The sequence below is a fragment of the Planktothrix mougeotii LEGE 06226 genome, from assembly GCF_015207485.1.
Lineage (GTDB): Bacteria > Cyanobacteriota > Cyanobacteriia > Cyanobacteriales > Microcoleaceae > Planktothrix.
The window spans coordinates 1-22,089 of the sequence record NZ_JADEWU010000070.1; the positions used below are offsets into that span (position 1 = coordinate 1).

Annotated in this window: 22 protein-coding genes; 10 read left to right on the top strand and 12 right to left on the bottom strand. The window is 40.4% G+C overall.

What is annotated here, in order from left to right; translation table 11 throughout:
• The first annotated feature begins 154 nt into the window (after positions 1-154).
• A complete protein-coding gene (locus IQ236_RS21750; protein WP_193871217.1) occupies positions 155-1,555 on the top strand; it encodes a TldD/PmbA family protein in 1,401 nt (466 codons plus the stop codon).
• Between the two features lie 49 nt (positions 1,556-1,604).
• Here the strand turns inward: IQ236_RS21750 and IQ236_RS21755 are convergent, their stop codons facing one another.
• Positions 1,605-1,841, bottom strand: a complete 237-nt coding sequence (locus IQ236_RS21755) for a hypothetical protein (RefSeq protein WP_193871218.1) — start codon at positions 1,839-1,841, stop codon at positions 1,605-1,607.
• Between the two features lie 351 nt (positions 1,842-2,192).
• Positions 2,193-2,372 (bottom strand): heterocyst-inhibiting protein PatX, encoded by a 180-nt coding sequence (patX, locus tag IQ236_RS21760; protein WP_193871219.1) that lies wholly within the window; start codon positions 2,370-2,372, stop codon positions 2,193-2,195.
• A 271-nt stretch (positions 2,373-2,643) separates the two neighbouring features.
• Between patX and IQ236_RS21765 the strand changes: the two genes are divergently transcribed.
• Positions 2,644-2,925, top strand: coding sequence for a DUF3288 family protein (locus IQ236_RS21765; RefSeq protein WP_190518624.1), 282 nt, complete (start codon positions 2,644-2,646; stop codon positions 2,923-2,925).
• 210 nt (positions 2,926-3,135) lie between these two features.
• Complete coding sequence (locus IQ236_RS21770; RefSeq protein ID WP_072719792.1) at positions 3,136-3,360, top strand: ferredoxin-thioredoxin reductase variable chain; 225 nt, start codon at positions 3,136-3,138, stop codon at positions 3,358-3,360.
• Between the two features lie 59 nt (positions 3,361-3,419).
• On the opposite strand, the gene IQ236_RS21775 is transcribed toward IQ236_RS21770, so the two are convergent.
• The 4 genes from IQ236_RS21775 to IQ236_RS21790 all read right to left on the bottom strand — a co-directional run bounded on the left by IQ236_RS21775 (position 3,420) and on the right by IQ236_RS21790 (position 5,947).
• Positions 3,420-3,644, bottom strand: a complete 225-nt coding sequence (locus tag IQ236_RS21775) for a hypothetical protein (RefSeq protein ID WP_193871220.1) — start codon at positions 3,642-3,644, stop codon at positions 3,420-3,422.
• Positions 3,645-3,692: 48 nt separating this feature from the next.
• The gene (locus IQ236_RS21780; RefSeq protein ID WP_193871221.1) at positions 3,693-4,487 is read right to left on the bottom strand and encodes a YdcF family protein; all 795 of its coding nucleotides are present in this window, start codon (positions 4,485-4,487) and stop codon (positions 3,693-3,695) included.
• 132 nt (positions 4,488-4,619) lie between these two features.
• Positions 4,620-4,943 carry a hypothetical protein gene (locus IQ236_RS21785; protein ID WP_193871222.1) on the bottom strand — a complete coding sequence of 108 codons (324 nt, stop codon included), beginning with the start codon at positions 4,941-4,943 and terminating at the stop codon, positions 4,620-4,622.
• A 101-nt stretch (positions 4,944-5,044) separates the two neighbouring features.
• The gene (locus tag IQ236_RS21790) at positions 5,045-5,947 is read right to left on the bottom strand and encodes a metal-dependent phosphohydrolase (RefSeq protein WP_193871223.1); all 903 of its coding nucleotides are present in this window, start codon (positions 5,945-5,947) and stop codon (positions 5,045-5,047) included.
• Between the two features lie 444 nt (positions 5,948-6,391).
• Here IQ236_RS21790 and IQ236_RS21795 point away from each other — a divergent pair, with 444 nt between their 5' ends.
• Positions 6,392-7,504 (top strand): AAA-like domain-containing protein, encoded by a 1,113-nt coding sequence (locus tag IQ236_RS21795; protein ID WP_193871224.1) that lies wholly within the window; start codon positions 6,392-6,394, stop codon positions 7,502-7,504.
• A 226-nt stretch (positions 7,505-7,730) separates the two neighbouring features.
• On the opposite strand, the gene IQ236_RS21800 is transcribed toward IQ236_RS21795, so the two are convergent.
• The 3 genes from IQ236_RS21800 to IQ236_RS21810 all read right to left on the bottom strand — a co-directional run bounded on the left by IQ236_RS21800 (position 7,731) and on the right by IQ236_RS21810 (position 9,992).
• On the bottom strand, positions 7,731-8,342 hold the full coding sequence (locus IQ236_RS21800; protein ID WP_193871225.1) for a hypothetical protein: 612 nt from the start codon (positions 8,340-8,342) through the stop codon (positions 7,731-7,733).
• Positions 8,343-8,449: 107 nt separating this feature from the next.
• Positions 8,450-8,764, bottom strand: a complete 315-nt coding sequence (locus tag IQ236_RS21805; RefSeq protein WP_193871226.1) for a hypothetical protein — start codon at positions 8,762-8,764, stop codon at positions 8,450-8,452.
• A gap of 94 nt (positions 8,765-8,858) precedes the next feature.
• Positions 8,859-9,992 carry a peptidylprolyl isomerase gene (locus tag IQ236_RS21810; RefSeq protein ID WP_193871227.1) on the bottom strand — a complete coding sequence of 378 codons (1,134 nt, stop codon included), beginning with the start codon at positions 9,990-9,992 and terminating at the stop codon, positions 8,859-8,861.
• Positions 9,993-10,549: 557 nt separating this feature from the next.
• Here IQ236_RS21810 and efp point away from each other — a divergent pair.
• Both efp and accB read left to right on the top strand, forming a co-directional pair.
• A complete protein-coding gene (gene efp / locus IQ236_RS21815; RefSeq protein ID WP_193871228.1) occupies positions 10,550-11,107 on the top strand; it encodes an elongation factor P in 558 nt (185 codons plus the stop codon).
• A gap of 146 nt (positions 11,108-11,253) precedes the next feature.
• Positions 11,254-11,784 (top strand): acetyl-CoA carboxylase biotin carboxyl carrier protein, encoded by a 531-nt coding sequence (gene accB, locus IQ236_RS21820; RefSeq protein ID WP_193871229.1) that lies wholly within the window; start codon positions 11,254-11,256, stop codon positions 11,782-11,784.
• Positions 11,785-11,794: 10 nt separating this feature from the next.
• Here accB and IQ236_RS21825 read toward each other — a convergent pair whose 3' ends face one another.
• The gene (locus IQ236_RS21825) at positions 11,795-12,421 is read right to left on the bottom strand and encodes a GerMN domain-containing protein (RefSeq protein WP_193871230.1); all 627 of its coding nucleotides are present in this window, start codon (positions 12,419-12,421) and stop codon (positions 11,795-11,797) included.
• Between the two features lie 84 nt (positions 12,422-12,505).
• Here IQ236_RS21825 and IQ236_RS21830 point away from each other — a divergent pair, with 84 nt between their 5' ends.
• Positions 12,506-13,273 carry a transposase gene (locus IQ236_RS21830; RefSeq protein WP_193871231.1) on the top strand — a complete coding sequence of 256 codons (768 nt, stop codon included), beginning with the start codon at positions 12,506-12,508 and terminating at the stop codon, positions 13,271-13,273.
• Positions 13,274-13,517: 244 nt separating this feature from the next.
• On the opposite strand, the gene IQ236_RS21835 is transcribed toward IQ236_RS21830, so the two are convergent.
• Both IQ236_RS21835 and IQ236_RS21840 read right to left on the bottom strand, forming a co-directional pair.
• Positions 13,518-14,948 carry a serine/threonine-protein kinase gene (locus tag IQ236_RS21835; protein WP_193871232.1) on the bottom strand — a complete coding sequence of 477 codons (1,431 nt, stop codon included), beginning with the start codon at positions 14,946-14,948 and terminating at the stop codon, positions 13,518-13,520.
• A 543-nt stretch (positions 14,949-15,491) separates the two neighbouring features.
• Complete coding sequence (locus tag IQ236_RS21840) at positions 15,492-16,697, bottom strand: class I SAM-dependent methyltransferase (RefSeq protein WP_193871233.1); 1,206 nt, start codon at positions 16,695-16,697, stop codon at positions 15,492-15,494.
• A gap of 363 nt (positions 16,698-17,060) precedes the next feature.
• Here IQ236_RS21840 and IQ236_RS21845 point away from each other — a divergent pair, with 363 nt between their 5' ends.
• From IQ236_RS21845 to smpB, 3 genes are all read left to right on the top strand, one after another.
• Positions 17,061-19,802, top strand: a complete 2,742-nt coding sequence (locus tag IQ236_RS21845; RefSeq protein ID WP_193871234.1) for a phycobilisome rod-core linker polypeptide — start codon at positions 17,061-17,063, stop codon at positions 19,800-19,802.
• A gap of 268 nt (positions 19,803-20,070) precedes the next feature.
• Positions 20,071-21,519, top strand: coding sequence for a HAMP domain-containing methyl-accepting chemotaxis protein (locus IQ236_RS21850; protein ID WP_193871235.1), 1,449 nt, complete (start codon positions 20,071-20,073; stop codon positions 21,517-21,519).
• 73 nt (positions 21,520-21,592) lie between these two features.
• Positions 21,593-22,060, top strand: a complete 468-nt coding sequence (gene smpB, locus IQ236_RS21855; protein ID WP_193871236.1) for an SsrA-binding protein SmpB — start codon at positions 21,593-21,595, stop codon at positions 22,058-22,060.
• Positions 22,061-22,089 lie beyond the last annotated feature (29 nt).

The following is a 22,089-nucleotide window of genomic DNA, read 5'->3' on the forward strand; positions in this document are numbered from 1 at the left end:
GAGATGGGGAGATGGGGAGAAGAGGGGGAAATCATCGGCTCCTAAATTCTGACTCCTGACTCCTACACTGATAACTGATAACTGATAACTGATAACTGTCAACACCCCCAATATGATGCAAAATAGGGAAATATAGTCAACATTGCTGACCATTATGCCCAGTTTGCTTGCTGATGTGAAGAATCTGTTAGCCGATTTAATGGCCCGTTACCAATCCCAAGTGGATTATTTAGCAATTCGTTTGGAAGAAGCGGAAGAAACAGATATTTTGTTACGCAGAGATCGGATTGAAACCTTAAGTGAAGGACTTTCTATTGGCGGTCAAGTCCGCGCCTGTTATCGAGGAGGATGGGGGTTTTCTAGTTTTAATCGACTTTCAACCCTAGAAGATCGCATCGGTGAAGCGATCACAGCCGCAAAACTCATCGGCGACGAAGAAACTCTGCTGGCTCCCATTCCCATTATTCAAGATAGCTGTACCTTACCGTTAACGGGAACCGATCCGCGTCAAGTGCCCCTGGCTCAAAAAAAGGAACTCTGCGATCGCTATGGTCACATTCTCCGCAGTGTTGACCCCCGCATTGCCACAATTTCGGTGCGCTACAATGACAGCACCCAACGGTTAATTCTGATCACCTCCGAAGGCACTTTCTTAGAACAATCCTGGGTGGATATGGAAATGCGGTTTGCAGCCACCGCCAGGGATGGGGAAACCGTACAAACCGGGCGAGAAACTACAGGTTCCCGCAAAGCCTATGAAGATTTAACGAATTTAGATGAGCAAGTTCGTAGTGCAGCGCAACGGGCGGTTAATTCCTTAGCACTTCCCCCCGTTAAAGGCAATGTTTATACCGTTGTCATTGACCCAATTTTGTCTGGTTTATTTGTTCATGAAGCCTTTGGTCATTTGTCTGAAGCGGATATGACCTATGAAAATCCTGATATCTTAGAAGTCATGACCCTGGGTCGTCAATTTGGCCCCAAAAACCTACAAATTTTTGATGGTGCTGCCCCTGCTGACCATCGGGGAAGCTATAAATATGATGATGAAGGAACTCCGGCGACCACCACACAACTGATTCAAGATGGCGCGTTAGTGGGTCGCCTTCATTCCCGCGAAACCGCAGGCAAATTAGGGGAAGTTCCCACTGGAAATGCCCGGTGTTTAAATTATCATTTTCCGCCGTTGGTGCGAATGACCAACACCTGGATTGAAAGGGGGGATACGTCCGTTGAAGATTTATTCAGTGATGTTAAAGAAGGGGTTTATGCTCGCAATTGGTTAGGGGGAATGACCAATGGCGAAATGTTTACATTCAGTGCAGGAGAAGCGTGGATGATTCGGAATGGTAAACTCGCAGAACCGGTTCGGGATGTGACGTTATCAGGAAATGTTTTTACAACTTTAACAGATATTGAAGCCATTGGCAATGACTTCTACTGGGATGAATCGGGGGGTTGTGGAAAAGGGGGACAAAATGGTTTACCCGTAGGCTGTGGAGGCCCTAGTTTACGCATTCGCAATGTGGTTGTTGGAGGAGAAGCAATAGAATGACAAAACAGAATCGAGCCTTGAAATCTAAGTCATTCGTTTAAATCTGTGATTAACTGTCTCGTCGCCCATCACCCGGTAATGGTGCTTTATCACTGGGATCTTCATCTTCATGGTTGTGGTGGGCAACTTTTATATCATAATTCTTGGGATACACTAGCGTATTGCTAGATGGGCAAGACTGAATTTGTTTGACATCAAGCTGTTGAATTGTTTGAAGTTGGGGGTTAAAACTGGGAAGTAAACCCACAACGGTACTCATCATTAAGACGGTAATGAAGTTAGACATTTTGGGATTAGGTATTTAGGTGGCTATTTTTCAATACCAAGGTTTGACTTCTTCATCCGGATCGTTGATAAAATCCTCATCATGATCCCCTGATCAAAAAAATGATCAAATCCCGTGTATTTAGGCTTTAGACTTGCACAATTTTTAAGGAATCAACGGGTTAGGAACAGGATAAAAATATAAAATATTGTCAACATTAGGTCAGGTGAAGAGAATCAAGAATCGATGAAAAATGGAGCTAAAGCTTATAAAATTTAGAGAAAAAATGGAGTGAGTTTCCAACACCAAGAAGTCTATCAGGATTAGCAGGTAGCTTCTTAACTCACTCCTATGGGGTTTTAATCAGAATCATTAACGTCCGCTGCCTCGGTGAGGAACAGATTTTGGATCAACTTCTGGATTCGTTTCTGTGGCAAGAACGGCTGTTACTTCGTTAGTTGGAGATAAAGCAACATTAATAGGAGTAGGATTGTGATGATTCATACCAGCTAATAACAAAGTAGAGAGTAAAATAGTGCTATAGATTCGCATAACAGTTGTCCGTCTTAGAGTGTCCATTCTCTAATACGAGTTGACTGAAATTAATCCGGTAAAAACCGTAAACTTTTCCACAATTATTTTTCAGTCCAGTGATAGGACAATCGATTTAAACTTGATGTAGCAGAGAAGATAGGCACAACTCATCAAAGCATCAAGATCTGAAGTGATAACAAGTGACTGAGGGTCTGGGTTAAGGTCTAAGAATGGTGTTATAATAAAAAGGATTAATCCGGTGATCAAAATCAGGTTGGCACTCTCAATTATGACCACACAAGAACAAAAACATCCTCAATACAATACAGACCGAAAGATTGTTAGTAGTTTTTTAGAACAAGAAGCAACCGATTATAATCTTGCTGAATTAGCACGTCTAAAAATTCGCTATCGAGGTTTTCCCGGTGCACGGGATATTCAAAATGATTTAGAAAAAATTTTACAAATCTGGGGATATACTGACGAAAGTTTATTTGAAAAGACTCGTCAAATTCACGCTACGGGTCAAATTTATCGGGGAAAAAAGAGCGATCAAGAAGATTGGATTTGAGTGGGTATTGTGTTTTCTTCATTGTCCCGATGGCAGTTTCCGGGTAAAGGTTGATCTTGGAAAAAAACGATCCTCTCAAATTTCCCCTGTGTTATTGTAGGTTTTGTGGCAATTTTGTGTAAATATAGAAAAGCTGTCTGATCAAAGTACCCGTAATAGTTACAGGTACTCGTACCAGAGAGTTAGAGAGGAAATACTAGGTTAGAATATATGAAGGTTGGCGATCGCGTTACGGTTAAAGCATCTGTTATCGTGTATGTCCATCCCGAACATCGAAATCAAAAGTTTGATGTGCAGGGATTGGAAGGAAATATTGTATCTGTTATTACCGATTGGCATGGAAGACCCATTAGCCCCAATTTGCCTATTGTTGTCGATTTTGGCAATAAATTTAAAGCTCACTTCCGAGAAGATGAGTTAGAATTGATACAATAGTTGAAGAATACAAAAAACAGGAGATAGGAGGATTGGGGATGAATTGTTTCTCCGATCTCCTATTTTCCCCCTAAAAACCAGCCGAAAATATTAATATCGCCTCGCATTTTTTGCAGTTCTTGACGGTGACGGGCGGCGGTTTGATAATACCAATGACAATATTGCTCAAATTCTTCCCGATATTCAACTTCTTGATGAAACTCACGGGTTAGTTGATGAGCTTTGAGAACTTCCGCCGCTGGTGGACTGGGTTGTTGAACAATCTGTTCCCATTCAAATGGCATGAGTACACAATCCTAAATTAAGGATACTGTTACCTTAGCATAGTTTTTTCACAACCAACCCCGCCAGCGATAAACCCCTAAGCCAATATATTCTTTTAACGCTTGAGTGGTTTGATGCAGAGACAGGGTATCAGGTATCCAACTGAGTAGAATTCCTTGCCAAGTTTTTTGAGCTTCATTAATTTCTGAAGGAATCATTAAAAAGTCCGTTGGCGCTGGAATAACATTGATTCCTTGACGCTTAAAAATTAAGAGGGATCGCGGTGTATGTAAGGCAGAGGTCACTAATAAAACCGGATCTTTAATATTTTTTTCTTCTAAAATTTTTCGGACATTAACTGCATTTTCATAGGTATTTAATGAAGTCGGATCTTGTAAAATAGCCGAAGGAGGAACACCCATAACTTCAGCTATTTTTGCCATATCTTGAGATTCAGGATCGCCCCCTCCTTGCCAATTAATTCTTCCCCCACTTAAGATTAACCAAGGGGCTTTTTTCTGACGATATAATAAGGCTCCATATAAAATGCGATCGCCTGCTTCTCCAACATCAACCCAAGGACGAGGAGATAAAGCGGGTTTTGTTCCCCCTCCTAAAACAATGATCGCCGCAGCATTAGGAAGTTCACCTTGAGGAACATTTTGAGATTCCAATGATCGGACTAATCCTTGAGCAACACCTCGACTACTTCCTAAGAGTAAAATGACTAAAGCACAACCAATGACTGCCCCTGTCCATCGGGGATATTTCCATAAAGTAAAGAGTGCAAAAAACATTAATAAGCAACTCAATCCTAATGGATAAATAAATAAAGGTAACAGTTTAGATAAAAAGAGAAACATAGGATAAAATCAATAAAAATACTAAATACGATAACAGTTGCCCTGGGGGTGTGATGACATAGACTGATGCTAAAACTGCGCGCCGTACACCCCTCTTTTCCTATCTGTTCCCTGTTCCCTGCTATAAACAATTTAATTCTTATTGCGTTTAAACATCCAACCCAAAAGGGTGGTAGCTTGGGTTGGACGAGGAGTGGATTTAGCTTGGGGGGGTAAGAGTTTAGATTTAACCAAAATGTCTGAAAGATTATCAGTAATCACTTCAATTTCAAAGGGTTCTGACTGTTCTGGTTTTTGATCAATTTGCCACCATTTTACTAAACATCCTACAGACCATCCTGATAGAATCCCTAGCCCTAAACTCGTAAATAAGGAATCCCCCAATACAATAAAGCAGAGGGTAAAAAATAAGCCTGTACTAAATCCTGTACGAAAGGCTAAGGATGATTTTAACATATTTTTTTTTGAATTAAGGCTATTTTATTGGGGAGTCAGAACTCCTATCCTTGTAATTTTAACACGTTTCAATGAATTGAGGATTCAAAAATTTATCGTTTTTAACTTGAGATTGAAGACCGGGAAGAATTGTAAGCGGAAATCAAACAAGCGTTCCCCAGTTTATGTTCAGGATGTTGTTTGGCAGATTCCACATTTTGATAGAGATTATCAATGATTTTATTTCCTTCTATAGTCAACGATAAATAATACAAACCCGTTTGGATATATTGAGCAACAACGTTATTAAAAAATTTGGGATAAGCTTCTCGAATATGATCAGGATGAGCATACCCAAGCTGTTGATTTGTTCCCGTTTCTTCAAATTCTTGAAATAAATTCGGCATTTTTTTAAGATACTTCTGATCAGCTAACTGACCAATTAAATCCGCCGCCCGAATTAAACCCGGATAATCTGTTGTATCTCGATGTTCTTCATCATTGGGAACGGGAAAACGAGTTAACTCAATATAATTTTGAAGGGTGGTAATATTAATCAGGGGATTCTGCTCAAAATATTCTTGAACAAACTGCTTTCCCCGATCAATATGATAAGGGGTAAGGCTGGCATCTGTTGCTTCAGGTGGAAGTTGAATTAGGCCTTTATTTTGTCCTGTTGCATAAATTCTATCGGGGATTTTGTCTGAGGCACAAATGCCTTTAATATAGCCAATATCATGACACAGTAAAGCAATGATGCTATGGAGCCACTCCCTAGGACAAACGTTTCCTTCGCTCAGATATTTTCCCTGTAAAATTGCTTGTCCGGCTAAGGTCACTAAAATTGTATGTTCTACGTCGTGGTAAGGTGCGTCACTGTGTAAAATTTGATGCAAAGCAAAGTCAGCAACTTTAGCAATTAAGGACGCATAATTCAGGTGTTGGCGACCATAAACTTGATAGTAACCTGTGTATAAAGAATGAATGCAGTCTTGAATCATAAAAACTTGGGTCTGGTAGCACATAAGGAGGGTTTTGGTTAAGGAGACAGGGGGGGTCTTCATACAATTGTGATGGGGGATGGATTACTTATAGTTTGATTCAATTTGAACCCAATGAAAACCAGAAAAGCCCATGAGTTTTGCCAAATTTTTACCAACCTGTAAAATCCTTTTGAGGCTAAGTTATATTTTATCGTAGTTTTTCTCCTCAAAACCCCATAAAACCTCAGAAATATTCAGGAGGAGATCACTTAGATTGGGTCATATCACAAGTGTCTATCAACTTTCAGTGATTTCCCTCACACTGGCAATACCAAAAATACTTATAATAAAAATTTACCAGTTCCTAGAGGGTATCATGGTGACGGATAAGAGAACTTTTTTCACAAATCTTAATTAAGATTGTAGCATCATCAGTTTAATCAAAGTGGTTTTGGCTGAATAAACCAAAGGGATTATCACAAGACTATGGATGCTAAAGTAGCACTAGAATGGGTTGACCAATTAGTTTTTGAGCATCAAGGGAAGCATCTCAATGATTTAGAGCGAGAAGTTTTTCTGGGTTCTTGGGATGGCAAAAGTTACCCAGAAATTTACCCCTTGAATCCAACTTATCTTGAAAAATATGTAGGTTATAAACTTTGGAAAAAAATTTCTCAAGCGTTGGGAGAGAAAGTTACTAAAAAAACGATTAGAGGTGCTGTAGAACGATATCAGCAAAAAGAAAATATTATTCAAGCTAGTCAAATTTCTGGGGAACTGCTGCAACTTTCAAGCCCAGTTTATCGAGTGTTTGTAAGTCATGGTCATGGTGAGTTAAATCTGCGTTTAGCACAACAATTAGAAGCGGTTTTAACTCAAGTTGGAAATCCTGTATTTTTAGCAGCTTGGGAAGTGATTCGATCTCCTCTCAATCAACAGGACAGTGATTTTCTTGCTCAAATTGACAGAGAATTAAAACAGTGTGATGCTTTTATTTTATTGTTATCTCCTCAATCTAGCCATAGTGAAATGGTGATTGAAGAATTGCGTCAAGTTCGAGAATTACAAGATACTCATCCCCATCGTTTACCAAAACTTATTCCGATTTGGGTGAATTGTCCAGCGAATTTACCCTTAAATCATGATCTGAGAAGCTATTTATGGGGAACAATGCAATATACCTGGAGTGGTCAACAAGATACGGTTTTACTCCTACAAAAAATTCTCAGTGTTTTCCAGGAGTCAATTCACGAATCTCCTCCCCAATATTCACCACTAGATTGGGATGAAGCTGAACTCGAAAATCAGCCTAATCTAGTCATCCAATCTCACAAACCTCCCTCTATTTCTTCTCTCTCCATTAAACCCTTTTATTCTTCAGTAATTCCCTCTCCCTTCCCCGTCGCAGAACCTGAATTACCCAGTGGACAAGTCCGTTTAGAATCAGCTTTTTATATTAAACGGGTTCCCCATGAAGATCAATGTTATCAAGAAATTAGCCATCCCGGTGCATTAATTCGTTTAAAAGCACCCCGTCAGATGGGAAAAACTTCACTGATGGCGCGAATTTTAGAACAAGGACGAGAACAAGGTTATTGAAGTAGATCAATTAGAGGATTTTTGAGAAAATTAGGACGATTTTTTGCTAGGGGTAGATTTGTAAGACCTCTCCCCTGAAATTCTTTTCCTACAAGTAGGGTGAAAAGTATTAAATAGCCCAGTCATTTAAAAATACTAATGATTCGTCTTCCGCTTGTGAGGAAAAGAACTAGGGAGTTAGGTCTTAAAATTGATCAGGCAAAGCAGTTACTATAAACCTATTTTTTCATTTTTGTTCCAAAAATACAGTTAATCCTAATGATAATGTAATCACAATTCCCACAACCCAAGTGATGGGAATTGAAAAAGAAGGTTCTTCATCTAAGGATGAATTTAAGGCTTGATATTCAAGGGCATCTTGAAAACCGGGAAGTTGTATTGTCTTTTCTGAGTTGACAGTTTTTTCTTTAGACCCTTGTTTCTTAGACCCCGATGTTGATGTCGTTGTTGATGGAAATGAGGAAGCATCCTGATTTTTTTGATCAATATTTTCTTGATCAATCACAGTTTTTTCAATGTGTTGATCAGAGGATACATCAGGTGCAGGTTCATTGAATTCTAATTTAGGTGTCACACCTTCTAAGTTACAGTATCCATCAAGATCTTGTTGCCCACCATCTATAGCACTTTTATCATGCCATGTAAAACAATCAAGATGTTTACCGTATTGCTTCCGTTGGAATGAAGAGTTGATTTGTTCGGGGTTAGAATTAGAATTGGTAGTGGTTTCCGAAGTTGATGAAATATTCAATGAATAAGCTGGATTGAGACTCGAAACACCCACTACTACTGCCACTCCACAGAGGTTAAAAACAAGTGATGAAATTTTACTGGCCATAGGTTCAGATGCACTAACGATACTGACTCTTTAGATTTAGACGTTTGACTATCGCGTTGATAATTAACATTTATATCAGATTATGGAGTTTTAGTCAGTTAGTGTTGTTACCATTCTCGTTCTAAGCGGGGAGGTAAACGCAGTTTAGGAAACCGATAAAAGGTATTTCCTTCATCATCGATTTCAGGAAATGCAGCAAAAACTTGTACTTGATGATCTAAATATTTTTGGGCAACTTCGGCACTCACTCCGGCTAAAGCAGAGAGTTGAATCAGGGAAACTCGACCCGCTTGAGCCGCAATTAATCGATAAAATGCGGAATCTAATTGGCGCTGTTGTTCTCGATTATTTCCGATATTAACAATTAACAAGGTGACTAATACACCTAATCCAGCAATAGAAAGTAATTCAATAATAGCCATAGTTAACACAATAGAAACTAGGAATAAAATTAATATTAACAGTTAACAGTTAATTTTTGAAAATCAACTGTCAACTGTTAAGGATTGACCTTAATTAAGCAGGTTCAACGAGATTTTCTGCCCCTTGAATCACTTTTGCAGATTCAATCACATCCCCTTTACGGAGTTGTTCTAACACGTCTTTTCCTTCAGTCACATATCCAAAGACAGCATAACGACCGTCTAATAAGTTAAGTCCGGCAGGTGTTAATTCCGGCTCAAAAAGGAAGAAGAAAATTTGAGAAGACCCTCCATCTAAAATAGCTTCTGGACGGGCTAATGCAACGGCTCCAAAAGCAGAAAAGGGTAAAACTGGATGCTCTTGATAACGACCGGATTCTTCAAAGGTAATATTATAGATCGGTTCTGTTTCTCCCTGAACCAAAATTTCTAAAGGAATCCCTCGATATTGTCCAGTTTTGGGATCAATAAAACCGTCTTCTTCTCCATCAGGATCTCCCACCTGTAACGCATAGGATTCTTCTGAACGGATGAATTTTAAGTTATTATAAAATCCCCGTTGAACTAAATCAACAAAATTCCCAGCCGTAATCGGAGCACTATAACCATCAACGACAACGGTTAAGTTACCTTTATTCGTTTGAATTTCAACGGTAGCCCGACCTTTGAGTTGAGGTAAATTAGAATATTCTGCGGGAACTTCAAAGGGAAATTCCTGTACCATTAATTCTTCTAATTTGCCAACACTATCTAACATTTTTCCCCGGGTTGCTAACACCGTTGTCGCATCTTTAACTTCAACAGCAGAGCGTAGGGTATCAATGTCTTGTTTTAATTGGTCAACTAAAGCTTGAGCTTGGGTTTGGCGTTCCTCTGGAATATTAGCCAAAAGTTCCGCCTCCCGCGTCGATAAAACTCTGGAGGCGAGGGTAATATCTCCATTGATATTATTCCAACGCTTTCCTCGCAGTTGAGACGCAATGGATTCTAAACTCGATTGCAGTTTTCTGACCGCTTCGTTATCAATGGGCAGAGCATAGCGTAATAGTGCCGAACCATCGGTGATCGCATTTCCTTGAGGTAAAATACTTTCTCGTTTTGGTGGACTCCCACCCTCCCACCAAGCCGCACTCAGACCTAGGGATAGGGTAAACAGCAGTACAGCCACCAAACTCGTTCTCAACCAATGTTTATAGGTGTTTTTCATGGAATTGGGCAAATGCAACATAAATCTTAACGTTTGTTCTCTTTACTGATCTTGCCATTATTCCGTCACCAGTCATCCTAAAAAAATTAATCCCCTGTTCCCCATTGAAGGGTAAAATAAGATGCCGATTATTCTGCCCAGGTATTAGCTTGCGTCAGCACCCCGCTCTAAAGAGATGGGTCTGCCTCCTCTTTAGGTAGCTGACCAGCCTAAGCCTTAACTGGCTACGTTATCTGAGTCAAGATACCCACAAATGCGTCGCTAGTTTGTGGCTCTATCGTCAATCATTAAACAGTTTTACGAGGGGTAAGACAGTGTGGTTAGCCTAACAAGCTCAGATAATCTTGGCGAAGCGAACATTACCCCAGTAATGGGAGGCTCTTTTGAGCAAACTGTTGTGCGTGGAGAGTTGCAATACTTGAGACGGTAACTGTCCCGTTGAAAGTACATCACAAAAGTACACCGAGTAAAGCAACTCCCAGGTGGCAACAATATTTCACGGGGAATTTATTCCCCTGAGTCGTTTTTCCTCTGCGCTCTAAAAAAACGCAGTTTCCAAACGTCCCACAATTTTTCTTATGATTTCCAGTAACGACTTTCGCACAGGTGTCACAATTGTATTAGATGGGTCAGTCTGGCGTGTAGTAGAATTTCTTCACGTTAAGCCCGGAAAAGGTTCTGCTTTTGTACGGACAAAACTCAAAAACGCACAAAACGGGAATGTGGTAGAGCGCACTTTTAGGGCGGGAGAGACGGTTCCTCAAGCGACCCTGGAAAAAAGCGAAATGCAACATACCTATAAAGACGCGGAAGAATACGTCTTTATGGATATGGAAACCTATGAAGAAGCCCGTTTAAAGGCAAGTGAAATTGGCGATCGCGTGAAATATCTTAAAGATGGAATGACCGTTAACGTTGTTCGCTGGGGAGAGCAGGTTCTGGAAGTTGAACTCCCCAACTCTGTCACCTTAGAAGTCATTGAAACCGATCCCGGAGTCAAAGGGGACACAGCAACAGGGGGTACAAAACCCGCTATTGTGGAAACAGGCGCTCAAGTGATGGTTCCCTTATTTATTGCTAGAGGAGAACGGATTCGGATTGATACCCGGACTGACAGTTATCAAGGTCGAGAATAAAGACTCACCGAACCATGATTTGATATTTTAAGCGTGCCAAACTTAGACAAAAACACAAGGCATTTAGAATGTTGGGTTATTGCTCGTATAGCCACCCAACAGACTAAATCAAGATAGATTGCAAATTTAGGGGAGACGTACCAACTGTGCAACTAGATTTGAACCAGCTTCGTGAACTGCTGGCTGATCTCGATAAAACCAATATTTCAGAGCTAACGCTCAAAAGCGCAGATTTTGAACTGACTGTTCGCAAAGAAATTTCGCTCAGTTCTGGGACTCTGCCTTCCGTTGAGACGCTGTTAACGGATGCAGGGGTTAGTTCACAGTTGGTTTCGTCTCCGGTGGTTCCCACTGCTGTTGATTCCGTTGGCAGAACGTCCCCTGCATCTAGCCCAACTGTATCACCGCCTCCCCCACCGACTTCGACTGAATCTAAGTGGGTTGAAATTACGTCCCCAATGGTGGGAACGTTCTATCGTTCTCCTGCCCCCGATGAACCGCCTTTTGTGGAAACGGGTGATCGGATTTCGACGGGTCAGACCGTTTGTATTATTGAAGCTATGAAGTTGATGAACGAAATAGAAGCGGAATTTTCTGGCCAAGTCATGGAAATTTTGATTCAGAATGGTTCCCCGGTTGAATATGGTCAACCTTTAATGCGAATTAAACCGGATTAAAAACGGGCTATTAGGGAACAGGTAAAAATTCTTTCTCGAAAATGGGGCGAGTGATGGGTTGAGGAATTTCTAACCCTTCTCCGCCTAAAACGGTTAATGGTTTACCGCCCACGGAAAGCCACACTTTGCTATTCGGGTTGAGGGTTGTCGCGGTATACACCACTTGTCCCAGTCGTCCGGTCATTGATGCACTCCCCCCACCTTGAGTAAATTCTGGGGACAAATCTATATAAACATCATCATTGTTAGTGGTTAACTTCTGAATTGTTGTTCCTTTGGGAATTTCATTGAATTGATTCGCATCGGGAGAAGTTGTTAATAATCGCTCAAAAGCGACGGTTAAAAATGCCGTTGGATCATTTTGGGCTTGAATTTGTACAGGTTGAGAAACGATGGTCTGTTTACCGTTGGTATCCTTCACCCAATAAATGGCAACGGTTTTTTCAACGGTTTGTGATGGAGAAGGAGAAATTAGAGGACTGGGTGAGGTTGTATCCGGGGAAGAAATAACGGGTTCTTGGGGAGAACGAGACGTTGATGTCCACCAGGTTATCCCTGCACCCACAGCAACTAAAACAGTGGCAATTCCAGCCACAATCCTAATCGGGATAATACGATTGTTTTGGGGATCTTCCATCGATTTTGAATTGTAGATTTAATTTGAGTCGGGTATCTTTATCCCGATTTTCTAATGATAGACTGAATCACTCCCAAATTGAAAATGCCCTATTCCTATCATATTACCTCCCGTTGTAATAATCGTGAGTTTCGCTTGACTCGTTTAGAATGTCGTCAAGTTTTCTTATACATTCTCAAAAAAGCAATTATTAAATATGATTTTAAGCTTTATTCTTTATGTATAATGTCCAATCATATTCACTATTTAATTGAACCTCAAAAAACAGAAGATGTACCGAAAATCATGCACTATCTTAACTGGTATAGTGCTATGTGTTTTAATCGAATGTTAAAACGTACGGGACATTTTTGGGAAAAAAGATACCATAGTACAAGTTTTCCTAGTAGTGATCAAAGAAGGGCTTTAAATACTCTTAGATATATCCATGCTAACCCCCAATCGGCGGGAATGCAAAAGGGCTTTTTCTATGATTTTAGTAATTATGGTGTTTATGAAAGATTAAGTGATGATGGTATTACTACTTGGCATCCTGCTTTTTTGGCTTTGGGAGAAAACTTAGAAGAGTGTGCGGAAAAATATCGTAATTTCTGTTATAAATACAAGCCCCCAGAAAAGCAGTCTAAAGGCTTTCATTGGGGGAGTAAATTATTACCTAAGTTAACTAGAATTAAGAAAGCTTCTCCTCAGAATAAAAAACCTCATCAACCCGATGAGGAAGCTAAAAGATTTTATGAAATTTGGCGAGAAAATAATCCTGAAATTGTGGAAGTTTCGGAAAAGTTTATTTTCGCTAATTGTTATAACAAAAAATCGGTAGCCGAATTTTTAAATAATTATATTCATTATTGACAATGCTGGAAACCAGGTTTTTTTTAGCCCGGTTTCCTTATAGGAGTAGTGTGTCAAAAATCATGTTTTGATGCTGATTTCTGTAGTTATTTATACATTGTTTGATTTAATTCTAAGGAGAAATTATATTTCGTCCCTTAATCAACCGTATCCCTCATATCATGACAGGTAATGAAACGCGGAAAACCTTATAACTTCGTACTCACTACTTTAAGATCAAATATTTTGGATTGCGATGAATACCTTATGTGTTAGAGTTTAGAGAAGAGAGAAGAACCCACCCACCGCCACAAGAACCAAAAACATTACAGGGAAGGTGACCCGGAAGTGCATTTTTATTAAAGGTCAATTGTTCGTAATTCAACCACTTTCCTTTTTCCATCCATCCAACCCGGTTCGCAAGTTTCTCGAAAGTAGCCGCATCCCAGTTTCCATCTAATTTCCCACCTTCTTCCAACCAGATTTGTTTCTGCACAGAAAAACCAAATCTGCCCTCAGAATATTTTAACCACAATTGGTCAATAATGCCTAATTCTTCACGAGGAAAATTGCGACAATTATCTGTCGTTAACCAACCTTTTTTTTCTCTCCCCATAATTTGACACATAACTCTCCCAGTTTCCTGATCAGCTTCTTTCCATTTTTCTGTTGATAAAAGTTGGTCTAGTTTGGTAAAATTAGCTTTAGAAGTTTGTAACTTAATATTAGGTTTTGGAGCAGGTTGGGGTTGAGGTAACGGAGCGAAACTGCGTTGTCCAATAGCAGTTAAAACTTCCTGAGCAGACCCAAAGCGATCGCTAGGTTTATCCGCTAACATTTTATCCAAAACACTAGCCAGATTTTGACTAATAGATAGGCGATTTTTGCTTAACCATTCCTTCCAAACCCAACCTAAATTATAGTGGTCAAAAATCTCATCAACCAAGGTTCCATTTCTTTCTTGAGGAAAGACACCTGTTAATAATCTAATAGCAGTAATTGCCAAGCTATACATATCACTAGAAGCATTCGTTACTCCTCTCAATTGTTCCGGTGACGCATAGCCGGGAGTGCCTGTCACAGTTCCCATACGGGTCATAATAGTCGCGCTAACTTGCCTGGAAACACCAAAATCTATTAACACTAAATCGCTAATTTGTCCATAGATAGTAGGATCTAATTTATTTTTTCTACGAATAATATTTTCTGGTTTAATGTCACGATGGATAATAGACTTATTATGAATAAAATCCAAAATAGGTAACATTTCCACTAAAAAAGACTTGAGCTTCGTTTCGTTAAATATTCCCTGTTGTTTTAATTCTTTGAGTAAATCTTGACCTTCTATATATTCTTGAATTAAATACAACTTACCATCCTGTTCAAAAAAAGCCAATAAATCAGGAATTTGGGGATGTTTACCTAGTTTTTCTAATAGCTCTGCTTCCTGTTCAAATAGTTGAATACATTTTTGCAATGCACCGCTATTTTGTGATAAAGGTAAAAATTGCTTAATCACACAGGAGCTATTTCTTCTATTTTGATCAACACCAATAAAAGTCCGCCCAAAACCACCTTCTCCAAGATAACTATGGGCGCGATAACGTTCAGTTAATAATAACTTTTGTCCGCATTTCTGACAAAAATTAGTAAGTTGAGTATTTTGGTGAAGGCAATCAGGGTTAAAACATTTCATAATGATGGATAAAAATAATGAATTGATATTATACAATTTTACTGCAAGATGTTTCTATACCGTCACAAAGGGACAAGTCAGGGATTTTCTGATTATTATAAGACAAAATCATTGATTTTAGTTAAATCCCCGACCTTTGATGGCGGAAAAGGTGGGGGATTTTACCATTGTTCCTTTTAAGGTTAAAAGCCTTGAAATAAATTTCAGTAGAGAGACGCGCTATGTAACCCCCTCTACGCTAAAACCCGTTTTAAGGGGTTAATGAAGACAGGAAGAAAGCCCTGAAGGGCTTACTACAAAAGAGTATCGACGAAGGCTGGTGATTTAGTCATTCAGCCAGAGGAAGAAAGCCCTGAAGGGCTTACTACAAAAGAGTATCGACGAAGGCTGGTGATTTAGTCATTCAGCCAGAGGAAGAAAGCCCTGAAGGGCTTACTACGTGGCTTAACGGGGAATTGGGGTGATCACAAAGAAGGTTCGAGGGAGCAAAGATACTGTGTGAGTTCTCTCTATCATTTTAGACGTTTGCTGTTAACTTTTGGGTTAATCCTGATGTATTGATAACAAAATGAATTGTCGAGTAATCAGCGATCGCACTCCGTCTAAATCCAGTTGACTTTGAGCTAAAATTTCCCCTACTGTTCGAGGAGATTCGGCAGTTTGATCGCAAGCTTTCAGAAACTCAAATTCGGCATCAGATAAACTTACAATTTGATAATTGTAGTCAAACAAATTTTGACTCGGCCAGCCATTCATACAAGGACTGCGCTCAGGAATTGCGGCTAATAACGCTTGATCATTTGACCAGGTATTCCGGGGTAAGGGTGAACGTCCGAGGAAAAATTCATAATGACTAATTTCAGGATCAAGAAGTTCAATTAAACGATATCGTTGACGATCTCTTAATTCCTTGGCTCGTTCGCGTAACTCAGGTGAGTTTCCAATTAATCGATCTAAATTCCAATAATTAGGATTAGAAAATCCAATAAATTCTAAACCTGACGCATCAATTAACTCAAATAAACTATTAATATTGTAGTCAATTTCCTGGGGATGAACATACATATCAGCAAAACATTCATCTCGTTGATTTTCCAGCCCCCAGCGTTGAGATTCATATTTGACTAACCGATTATTTTCCGGGAGAGCTTCAAAAATTTGACGACCAATTTTGACCCCATCTTTATAATCGCCTTGTTTATTTCCTTGTAACAATGCGATCGCTTTCTGCATCAATTGAATTTCCCAGCGTCCCAATTCAGCATAAACAAAAATGTGCATTAACCCGCCAGGGGCTAATTTTAATGCTAAGGTTTGAATGCCTCGAATCGGATCAGGTAAATGGTGCAAAACGCCAACACAGTTAATAAAATCAAAATGTCCCTCTAACTGGGTTGCATCATAAAGACTTAAACGCCGAAATTCAGGTGAGGGTGTACCGGGGGTAGAAATTCCAGACCGACGACAGCGTTCTTGCGCCGTTTGGATGGCCCCTTCACTTAAATCAATTCCCAGCACCGAGGCTTCTGGGTTGAGTTGAATTAAATACTCCGTACTCGAACCCGTCCCACAGCCTGCATCTAAAATGCGAATATCAAGATGTTGGGGCTTTTGGCCTGTACAAAAACTATAAGCTGCTGGCCAAGACCATCGCCAGTTATACCCTGGAGGCGGTTCATCTAACAGGGGGTCAGGAGGAAAGGGATAGGTATCATAAAGCCGTTTAACCGCAGAACTAACTTCTTCCATCGTTTTAACTCAATTAAGCATTAAGATTGATTCATGTTGACCATTGGCTGTTGGGTGCTGCGGTTGACGGTTGACCGACAACCCACAACCGACCTCTGAGAGCGTAACAAAACTTATTCTTTTTTCTCAGATAACATCACCCAAGTCTATACAATAATTGTCGGTACGCTTTTTTATAAATGTCTGGTAATCAGCCAAAATTCATTTTAATCTGAAAGATTAAACTGGCAACAACTCAAGCACGATGATCGGGTGGAAGGCATTCTTATATTTAGCCAAAACTAATCCGTTTATTGTTTGAGAACAGTACCATACTTCAGGTTCCATGCTGTAACGATTCAGATAGGGAGCGACAGAGATCGAATGAGTGTAAAGGCAAGTGGTGGAAGCTCAGTTGCGCGTCCGCAACTCTATCAAACCGTACCCGTTGCAACCATTTCCCAAGCGGAGCAACAAGATCGCTTTTTGGGTAAAAGCGAATTAAGTGAACTGGCAACCTATTTCAGTTCTGGCGCAAAACGTTTAGAAATTGCTCAAATTCTGACGCAAAACGCCGAATTGATTGTCTCCCGTGCCGCGAACCGGATTTTCACGGGCGGTTCACCTCTAGCATTCTTGGAGAAACCGACGGAAACTCCCACTATGGCAATGGCCACAGTTGGGGGGGGTGAAGTCAACCTCACCGAAGGCATGAAACTGGGAACTATTTCCTATGTGGATAACAAAGGTGGCGGTCTGTTCGAGGGTTTAAGATCAATTTTTGTGGATGCGGGAGCAGGGCCAGCCGTATTTTTACCCCCTGGGTTCCGGCCAATTAACGTTTCTCGTTATGGCCCTGGGAACATGACCAAATCCCTGCGGGATTTAAGCTGGTTCTTGCGTTATACAACCTACGCAATTGTTGCCGGAGATCCGAATCTGATCGCCGTTAACGTGCGGGGACTGCGGGAAATTATTGAAAATGCCTGTTCTAGTGCGGCGACTTTAGTGGCCCTCCAAGAAATGCGTCGGGCAGCGTTAGGCTATTTGAAAGGCGATAAAGATGCCCAAGAAATCGCCCTGCAATACTTCAATGTGTTAATCACAGAATTTGAAGCGTCAGCACCTGCTAATAAAGTACGGCAACGTCCTAGCAGTGACCACCAAGGGTTAGCACTGCCTCAAATTTACTTCAACGCCGCCGAGCGACGTCAGAAGTTTGTGATGAAACCGGGACTGTCTGCGACGGAAAAACAAGATGTGGTGAAAGCCGCCTATCGCCAAGTGTTTGAACGGGATATTACCCGCGCCTACAGTTTGGGGATTTCCGACTTAGAATCCAAAGTAAAAAACAGCGAAATCTCGACTAAAGAGTTTATCCGCCGTTTAGGTAAATCTCCGTTATACCGGAAACAGTTCTATCAACCCTTTGTCAATAGTCGGGTGGTGGAACTGGCAGCCCGTCACTTCCTGGGTCGGGGTTTAAGTTCTCCTGAAGAATTTAGCAAATATTTCTCGATTGTGTCCAAAGGTGGCTTAGGCCCCTTAGTGGATGCAATGGTGGATTCTCAAGAATATTCGGATTATTTCGGGGAAGAAACCGTTCCCTATTTGCGCGGCTTGGGTCAAGAAGCCCAAGAATGTCGCAACTGGGGGCCGCAAATTGACCTGTTTAACTACAGTGCTCCCTTCCGCAAAGTGCCCCAGTTTGTAACGCTGTTCGCAGACTACAAACAACCTCTGCGGGATCAGCACGTTTACGGAACCGGGAATGATCCTCTGGAAATCCAGTTCGGTGCAATTTTCCCGAAAGAAACCCGTAATCCTAGCAATCGTCCAGCACCCTTTGGTAAAGATACCCGTCGGATTCTGATTCGCAATGGGGCAGGTATTGATAACCAGTTAAGCAACCCTGCCGCACGGGGGAACAATCCCGGTTCTCTGGGGCCCAAAGTGTTCAAACTGGATCAACTGCCCGGAGGTTATATTAGCAGTCGGTTCAAGCGCAGTGGTAGCAGCAAAGGAACTAATGTTAATTACTCCGAAACCTCTACCCAAGCGTTAATTCAGGCTGTTTATCGGCAGGTTTTTGGTCGGGAACTCTATGCGGGTCAACGCCAAACTGTTGCTGAAATTAAGCTGGAAAACGGCGATATTACCGTTCGGGAGTTTATTCGCATCCTGGCTAAGTCTGATGTCTTCCGCAAGATGTATTGGACATCGCTGTATGTATGTAAAGCGATTGAATACATCCATCGTCGTCTGTTAGGTCGTCCCACCTACGGTCGTCAGGAAATGAACGCCTACTTCGATCTTTGCTCCAAAAAAGGCTTCTATGCTTTGGTGGATGCAATTCTCGATAGTCAGGAATACAACGAAGCCTTTGGGGAAGATACGGTTCCTTATGAACGGTATTTGACTCCGGGTGGTGTGTCCTTGCGGACAGGTCGTGTTGCTGCCTTTGCTGAGAAAAAACCGATGGTGGAGGAAGTGATCACGCCTCGGTTTATCGAACTGGGTACGCCTGAAATTAAGGGTGAGATTGAATTAGACAATCGCATCGCTCAAGGCGTCAGTAAGCGGCGTCAACAAAGCAAAGTGTTCAAGCTGACGACAACGACGGATAAAGTGGCACTAAACACTTTAATTCAAGCGGTTTATCGTCAAATCTTTGAACGCGATATTGATCCCTATGTCATTAAGAACGAGTTTACTGTGCTCGAAAGTAAACTGGGGAACAATGAAATTAACCTGAAAGAGTTCGTTGAGGCGTTGGGAAGCACTTCTCTGTATATCAAGGAGTTCTATACCCCCTATCCGAATACGAAGGTGATTGAGTTGGGAACCAAGCACTTCTTAGGTCGTGCACCGCTTAACCAAGCAGAAATCCGGGTGTATAACCAAATCCTGGCGGCTAACGGCTTGAAAGGATTTATTAACGCCATGGTGAACAGTGTGGAATATGCTCAACTGTTCGGGGAAGATACCGTTCCCTATCGTCGTTATCCGACCTTACCTGCGGCGAATTTCCCGAATACCGAACGCTTGTATAACCAATTAACCAAGCAAAACGATGAGTTAGTGGTTCCCAGTTTTGAACCTGTGGCGGCCGCTGACCGCAGCTAACGAAAACGAGTTTTCAGGCTATTCGTGAAAATTTGATCAATTTGATCCCTCTGTATGATTACGGAGGGATTTTTATTATCAAAAAATAAGGATTATTAAAATACTAATTTTAAGGGTTCTGAAGAATTAAATGTTAGAACTAAGGTATAGCAGAAGTCAGAAGATAGGAGATCAGAGTAAAGTAGGATACTTCAAAATATAAAATTGCTATGATCATTAATCTCCTTGCTGTTTTGACAGTTGCTATCTTAATAAAGGAGACAAAGCGATGAAATTAGGTCAAAAACTCTATATTGGCTGTGGTATTCCCTTAGTAACATTAGTGATCATGGGTTCCTATTCTTTGTATTCTTTTCAACAAATAGATCATCAAGTTTCAACGATTTATGATGATCGGGTTGTGCCATTACAACAATTAAAAATTGTTTCAGATTCTTATGCAGTTGATATTGTTGATTCCGTTAATAAAGTCAATGCTAATATTTTATCGATGGAGGACGCTTTAAGATCTGTGAATCAAGCTGAAATTGATATCAAAAAACAATGGAAAGCTTATAAAAATACTAAATTAGAGGAAAAAGAAAAACAGTTAGTTAATGAAATAGAAAAATTATTTATTGATGCAGATTATCAAATCCAAAAGGTAAAACAAGTATTAAAAGAAAGAAAGAAATCTCAAGTTAATAAATCTATAAATCCTTTATATCAAGTAATTGATCCCCTGACTGAAAAATTAGAAAAATTAAGTAATATTCAATTAGAAATTGCAGCCGAAGAACGTCAAAAATCCGCTTTAATTTATCAACAAACTTTACAAATATTTTTACCCCTTTTATTTCTAGCAATCTTAGTCGGTTCTCCCTTGGGATTTCTCGTGATTAGACGGGGCATTATTTCAACCTTTGAAACCATTATTAATAATATTGTTGTCTCTTCCACAGAAATTGCAGCCGTTGTGGACGAACAGGAACGACTTTCTCTACAACAATCTAGCGTCGTTCAGCAAACGAAAAGCTTGATGGAATCTTTAAATAATGCCTATCAAGAATCCTATCAAAAATCTGAACATACCGTTTTTTATGCCCAGGAATCCTTAAATTTAATTGAACGGAATCATCAGTTAATTGCTGATATTAAAACCAGAATGGAGATCTTAAATCAGAAAGTCAACCAGATTTCTGAAAAAATGCTCAATTTACAATATCATGCGGAACAAATTAGCCAAATTTCTACCTTAGTCAGTCACATTGCGAATCAAACTAATGTTTTAGCCTTAAATGCTCGGATTGAGTGGGTGCGCTCAGATACTCAGAATCAAGGATTTAGTATTGTCGCCTCTGAAATTAGAGATCTCGCCAATCAAAGTCAAAAATCTGCAAGTAGTATTGATATCTTAGTTAATGATATTGAAACCGCCGTAGATGCTACAGTTAAAGTCACCCATGTAGGCAAGGAAGCTGTAGAACAAGGGGTACAAATGACTCATAAAATTTCTCAAACATTTATGGGTATGAATGAAATGATGCGCCATGTTGTTTCAGATAATCAACAAAGTTTAAATTGTGCTAAAGATCAGGAACGGGCGATTGAACAAGTAGTTACAGGGATGAATCAACTTAATCGTGCTGTCCAAGAAACAACCGCCGGAATTTCCCAAGTTAAAATTGGAATGGCGAACTTAAAAATCGTCGCTGATCACTTAAAATCAATGGTGTGAACGACCCAACACTAACAAAATTAATATTTTTCTCAGGATTACTAATTGTGGGGAAATCTGCTAAATTGAGAATATGAGCAAAAACAGTGAAGGATATAAAATTGTTAGCGACAACCGCAAAGCCCGCTATCTGTACGAAATTTTAGAGACGTATCAGGCGGGAATCGCCCTTCAGGGAACGGAAGTCAAATCGATTCGGGCGGGTAAAGTTAACCTGCAAGATGCCTATGCCTTAATTCGGGGAGGTGAAGCATGGCTGTTGAATGCCCATATATCCTCCTTTGAGAAAGCGGGTAGTTATTTTAATCATGATCCTCGTCGCACCCGCAAACTGTTGCTGCATAAAGAAGAAATTAATAAACTTTTAGGACAAGTCGAACAAAAGGGATTAACATTAGTTCCCTTGAAAATGTATCTCAAAGGCGGACGAGTTAAAATTGACATCGCCGTTGGTCGCGGTAAGAAACTCCACGATAAACGGGAAGATATTCGCCAACGGGATGATAAACGAACCATGGAAAGGGCGATGAAGCGGTATTAAATCGGATATTGACGGTTAATTGTTGAAGG

Excerpts from the sequence above, each read along its gene's own strand:
- IQ236_RS21750 (WP_193871217.1), top strand. The coding sequence starts at position 155 with ATGCCCAGTTTGCTTGCTGATGTGAAGAATCTGTTAGCCGATTTAATG.
- IQ236_RS21755 (WP_193871218.1), bottom strand. The coding sequence starts at position 1,841 with ATGTCTAACTTCATTACCGTCTTAATGATGAGTACCGTTGTGGGTTTA.
- patX (WP_193871219.1), bottom strand. The coding sequence starts at position 2,372 with ATGCGAATCTATAGCACTATTTTACTCTCTACTTTGTTATTAGCTGGT.
- IQ236_RS21765 (WP_190518624.1), top strand. The coding sequence starts at position 2,644 with ATGACCACACAAGAACAAAAACATCCTCAATACAATACAGACCGAAAG.
- IQ236_RS21770 (WP_072719792.1), top strand. The coding sequence starts at position 3,136 with ATGAAGGTTGGCGATCGCGTTACGGTTAAAGCATCTGTTATCGTGTAT.
- IQ236_RS21775 (WP_193871220.1), bottom strand. The coding sequence starts at position 3,644 with ATGCCATTTGAATGGGAACAGATTGTTCAACAACCCAGTCCACCAGCG.
- IQ236_RS21780 (WP_193871221.1), bottom strand. The coding sequence starts at position 4,487 with ATGTTTCTCTTTTTATCTAAACTGTTACCTTTATTTATTTATCCATTA.
- IQ236_RS21785 (WP_193871222.1), bottom strand. The coding sequence starts at position 4,943 with ATGTTAAAATCATCCTTAGCCTTTCGTACAGGATTTAGTACAGGCTTA.
- IQ236_RS21790 (WP_193871223.1), bottom strand. The coding sequence starts at position 5,947 with ATGTGCTACCAGACCCAAGTTTTTATGATTCAAGACTGCATTCATTCT.
- IQ236_RS21795 (WP_193871224.1), top strand. The coding sequence starts at position 6,392 with ATGGATGCTAAAGTAGCACTAGAATGGGTTGACCAATTAGTTTTTGAG.
- IQ236_RS21800 (WP_193871225.1), bottom strand. The coding sequence starts at position 8,342 with ATGGCCAGTAAAATTTCATCACTTGTTTTTAACCTCTGTGGAGTGGCA.
- IQ236_RS21805 (WP_193871226.1), bottom strand. The coding sequence starts at position 8,764 with ATGGCTATTATTGAATTACTTTCTATTGCTGGATTAGGTGTATTAGTC.
- IQ236_RS21810 (WP_193871227.1), bottom strand. The coding sequence starts at position 9,992 with ATGTTGCATTTGCCCAATTCCATGAAAAACACCTATAAACATTGGTTG.
- efp (WP_193871228.1), top strand. The coding sequence starts at position 10,550 with ATGATTTCCAGTAACGACTTTCGCACAGGTGTCACAATTGTATTAGAT.
- IQ236_RS21825 (WP_193871230.1), bottom strand. The coding sequence starts at position 12,421 with ATGGAAGATCCCCAAAACAATCGTATTATCCCGATTAGGATTGTGGCT.
- IQ236_RS21830 (WP_193871231.1), top strand. The coding sequence starts at position 12,506 with ATGCCCTATTCCTATCATATTACCTCCCGTTGTAATAATCGTGAGTTT.
- IQ236_RS21835 (WP_193871232.1), bottom strand. The coding sequence starts at position 14,948 with ATGAAATGTTTTAACCCTGATTGCCTTCACCAAAATACTCAACTTACT.
- IQ236_RS21840 (WP_193871233.1), bottom strand. The coding sequence starts at position 16,697 with ATGGAAGAAGTTAGTTCTGCGGTTAAACGGCTTTATGATACCTATCCC.
- IQ236_RS21845 (WP_193871234.1), top strand. The coding sequence starts at position 17,061 with ATGAGTGTAAAGGCAAGTGGTGGAAGCTCAGTTGCGCGTCCGCAACTC.
- IQ236_RS21850 (WP_193871235.1), top strand. The coding sequence starts at position 20,071 with ATGAAATTAGGTCAAAAACTCTATATTGGCTGTGGTATTCCCTTAGTA.
- smpB (WP_193871236.1), top strand. The coding sequence starts at position 21,593 with ATGAGCAAAAACAGTGAAGGATATAAAATTGTTAGCGACAACCGCAAA.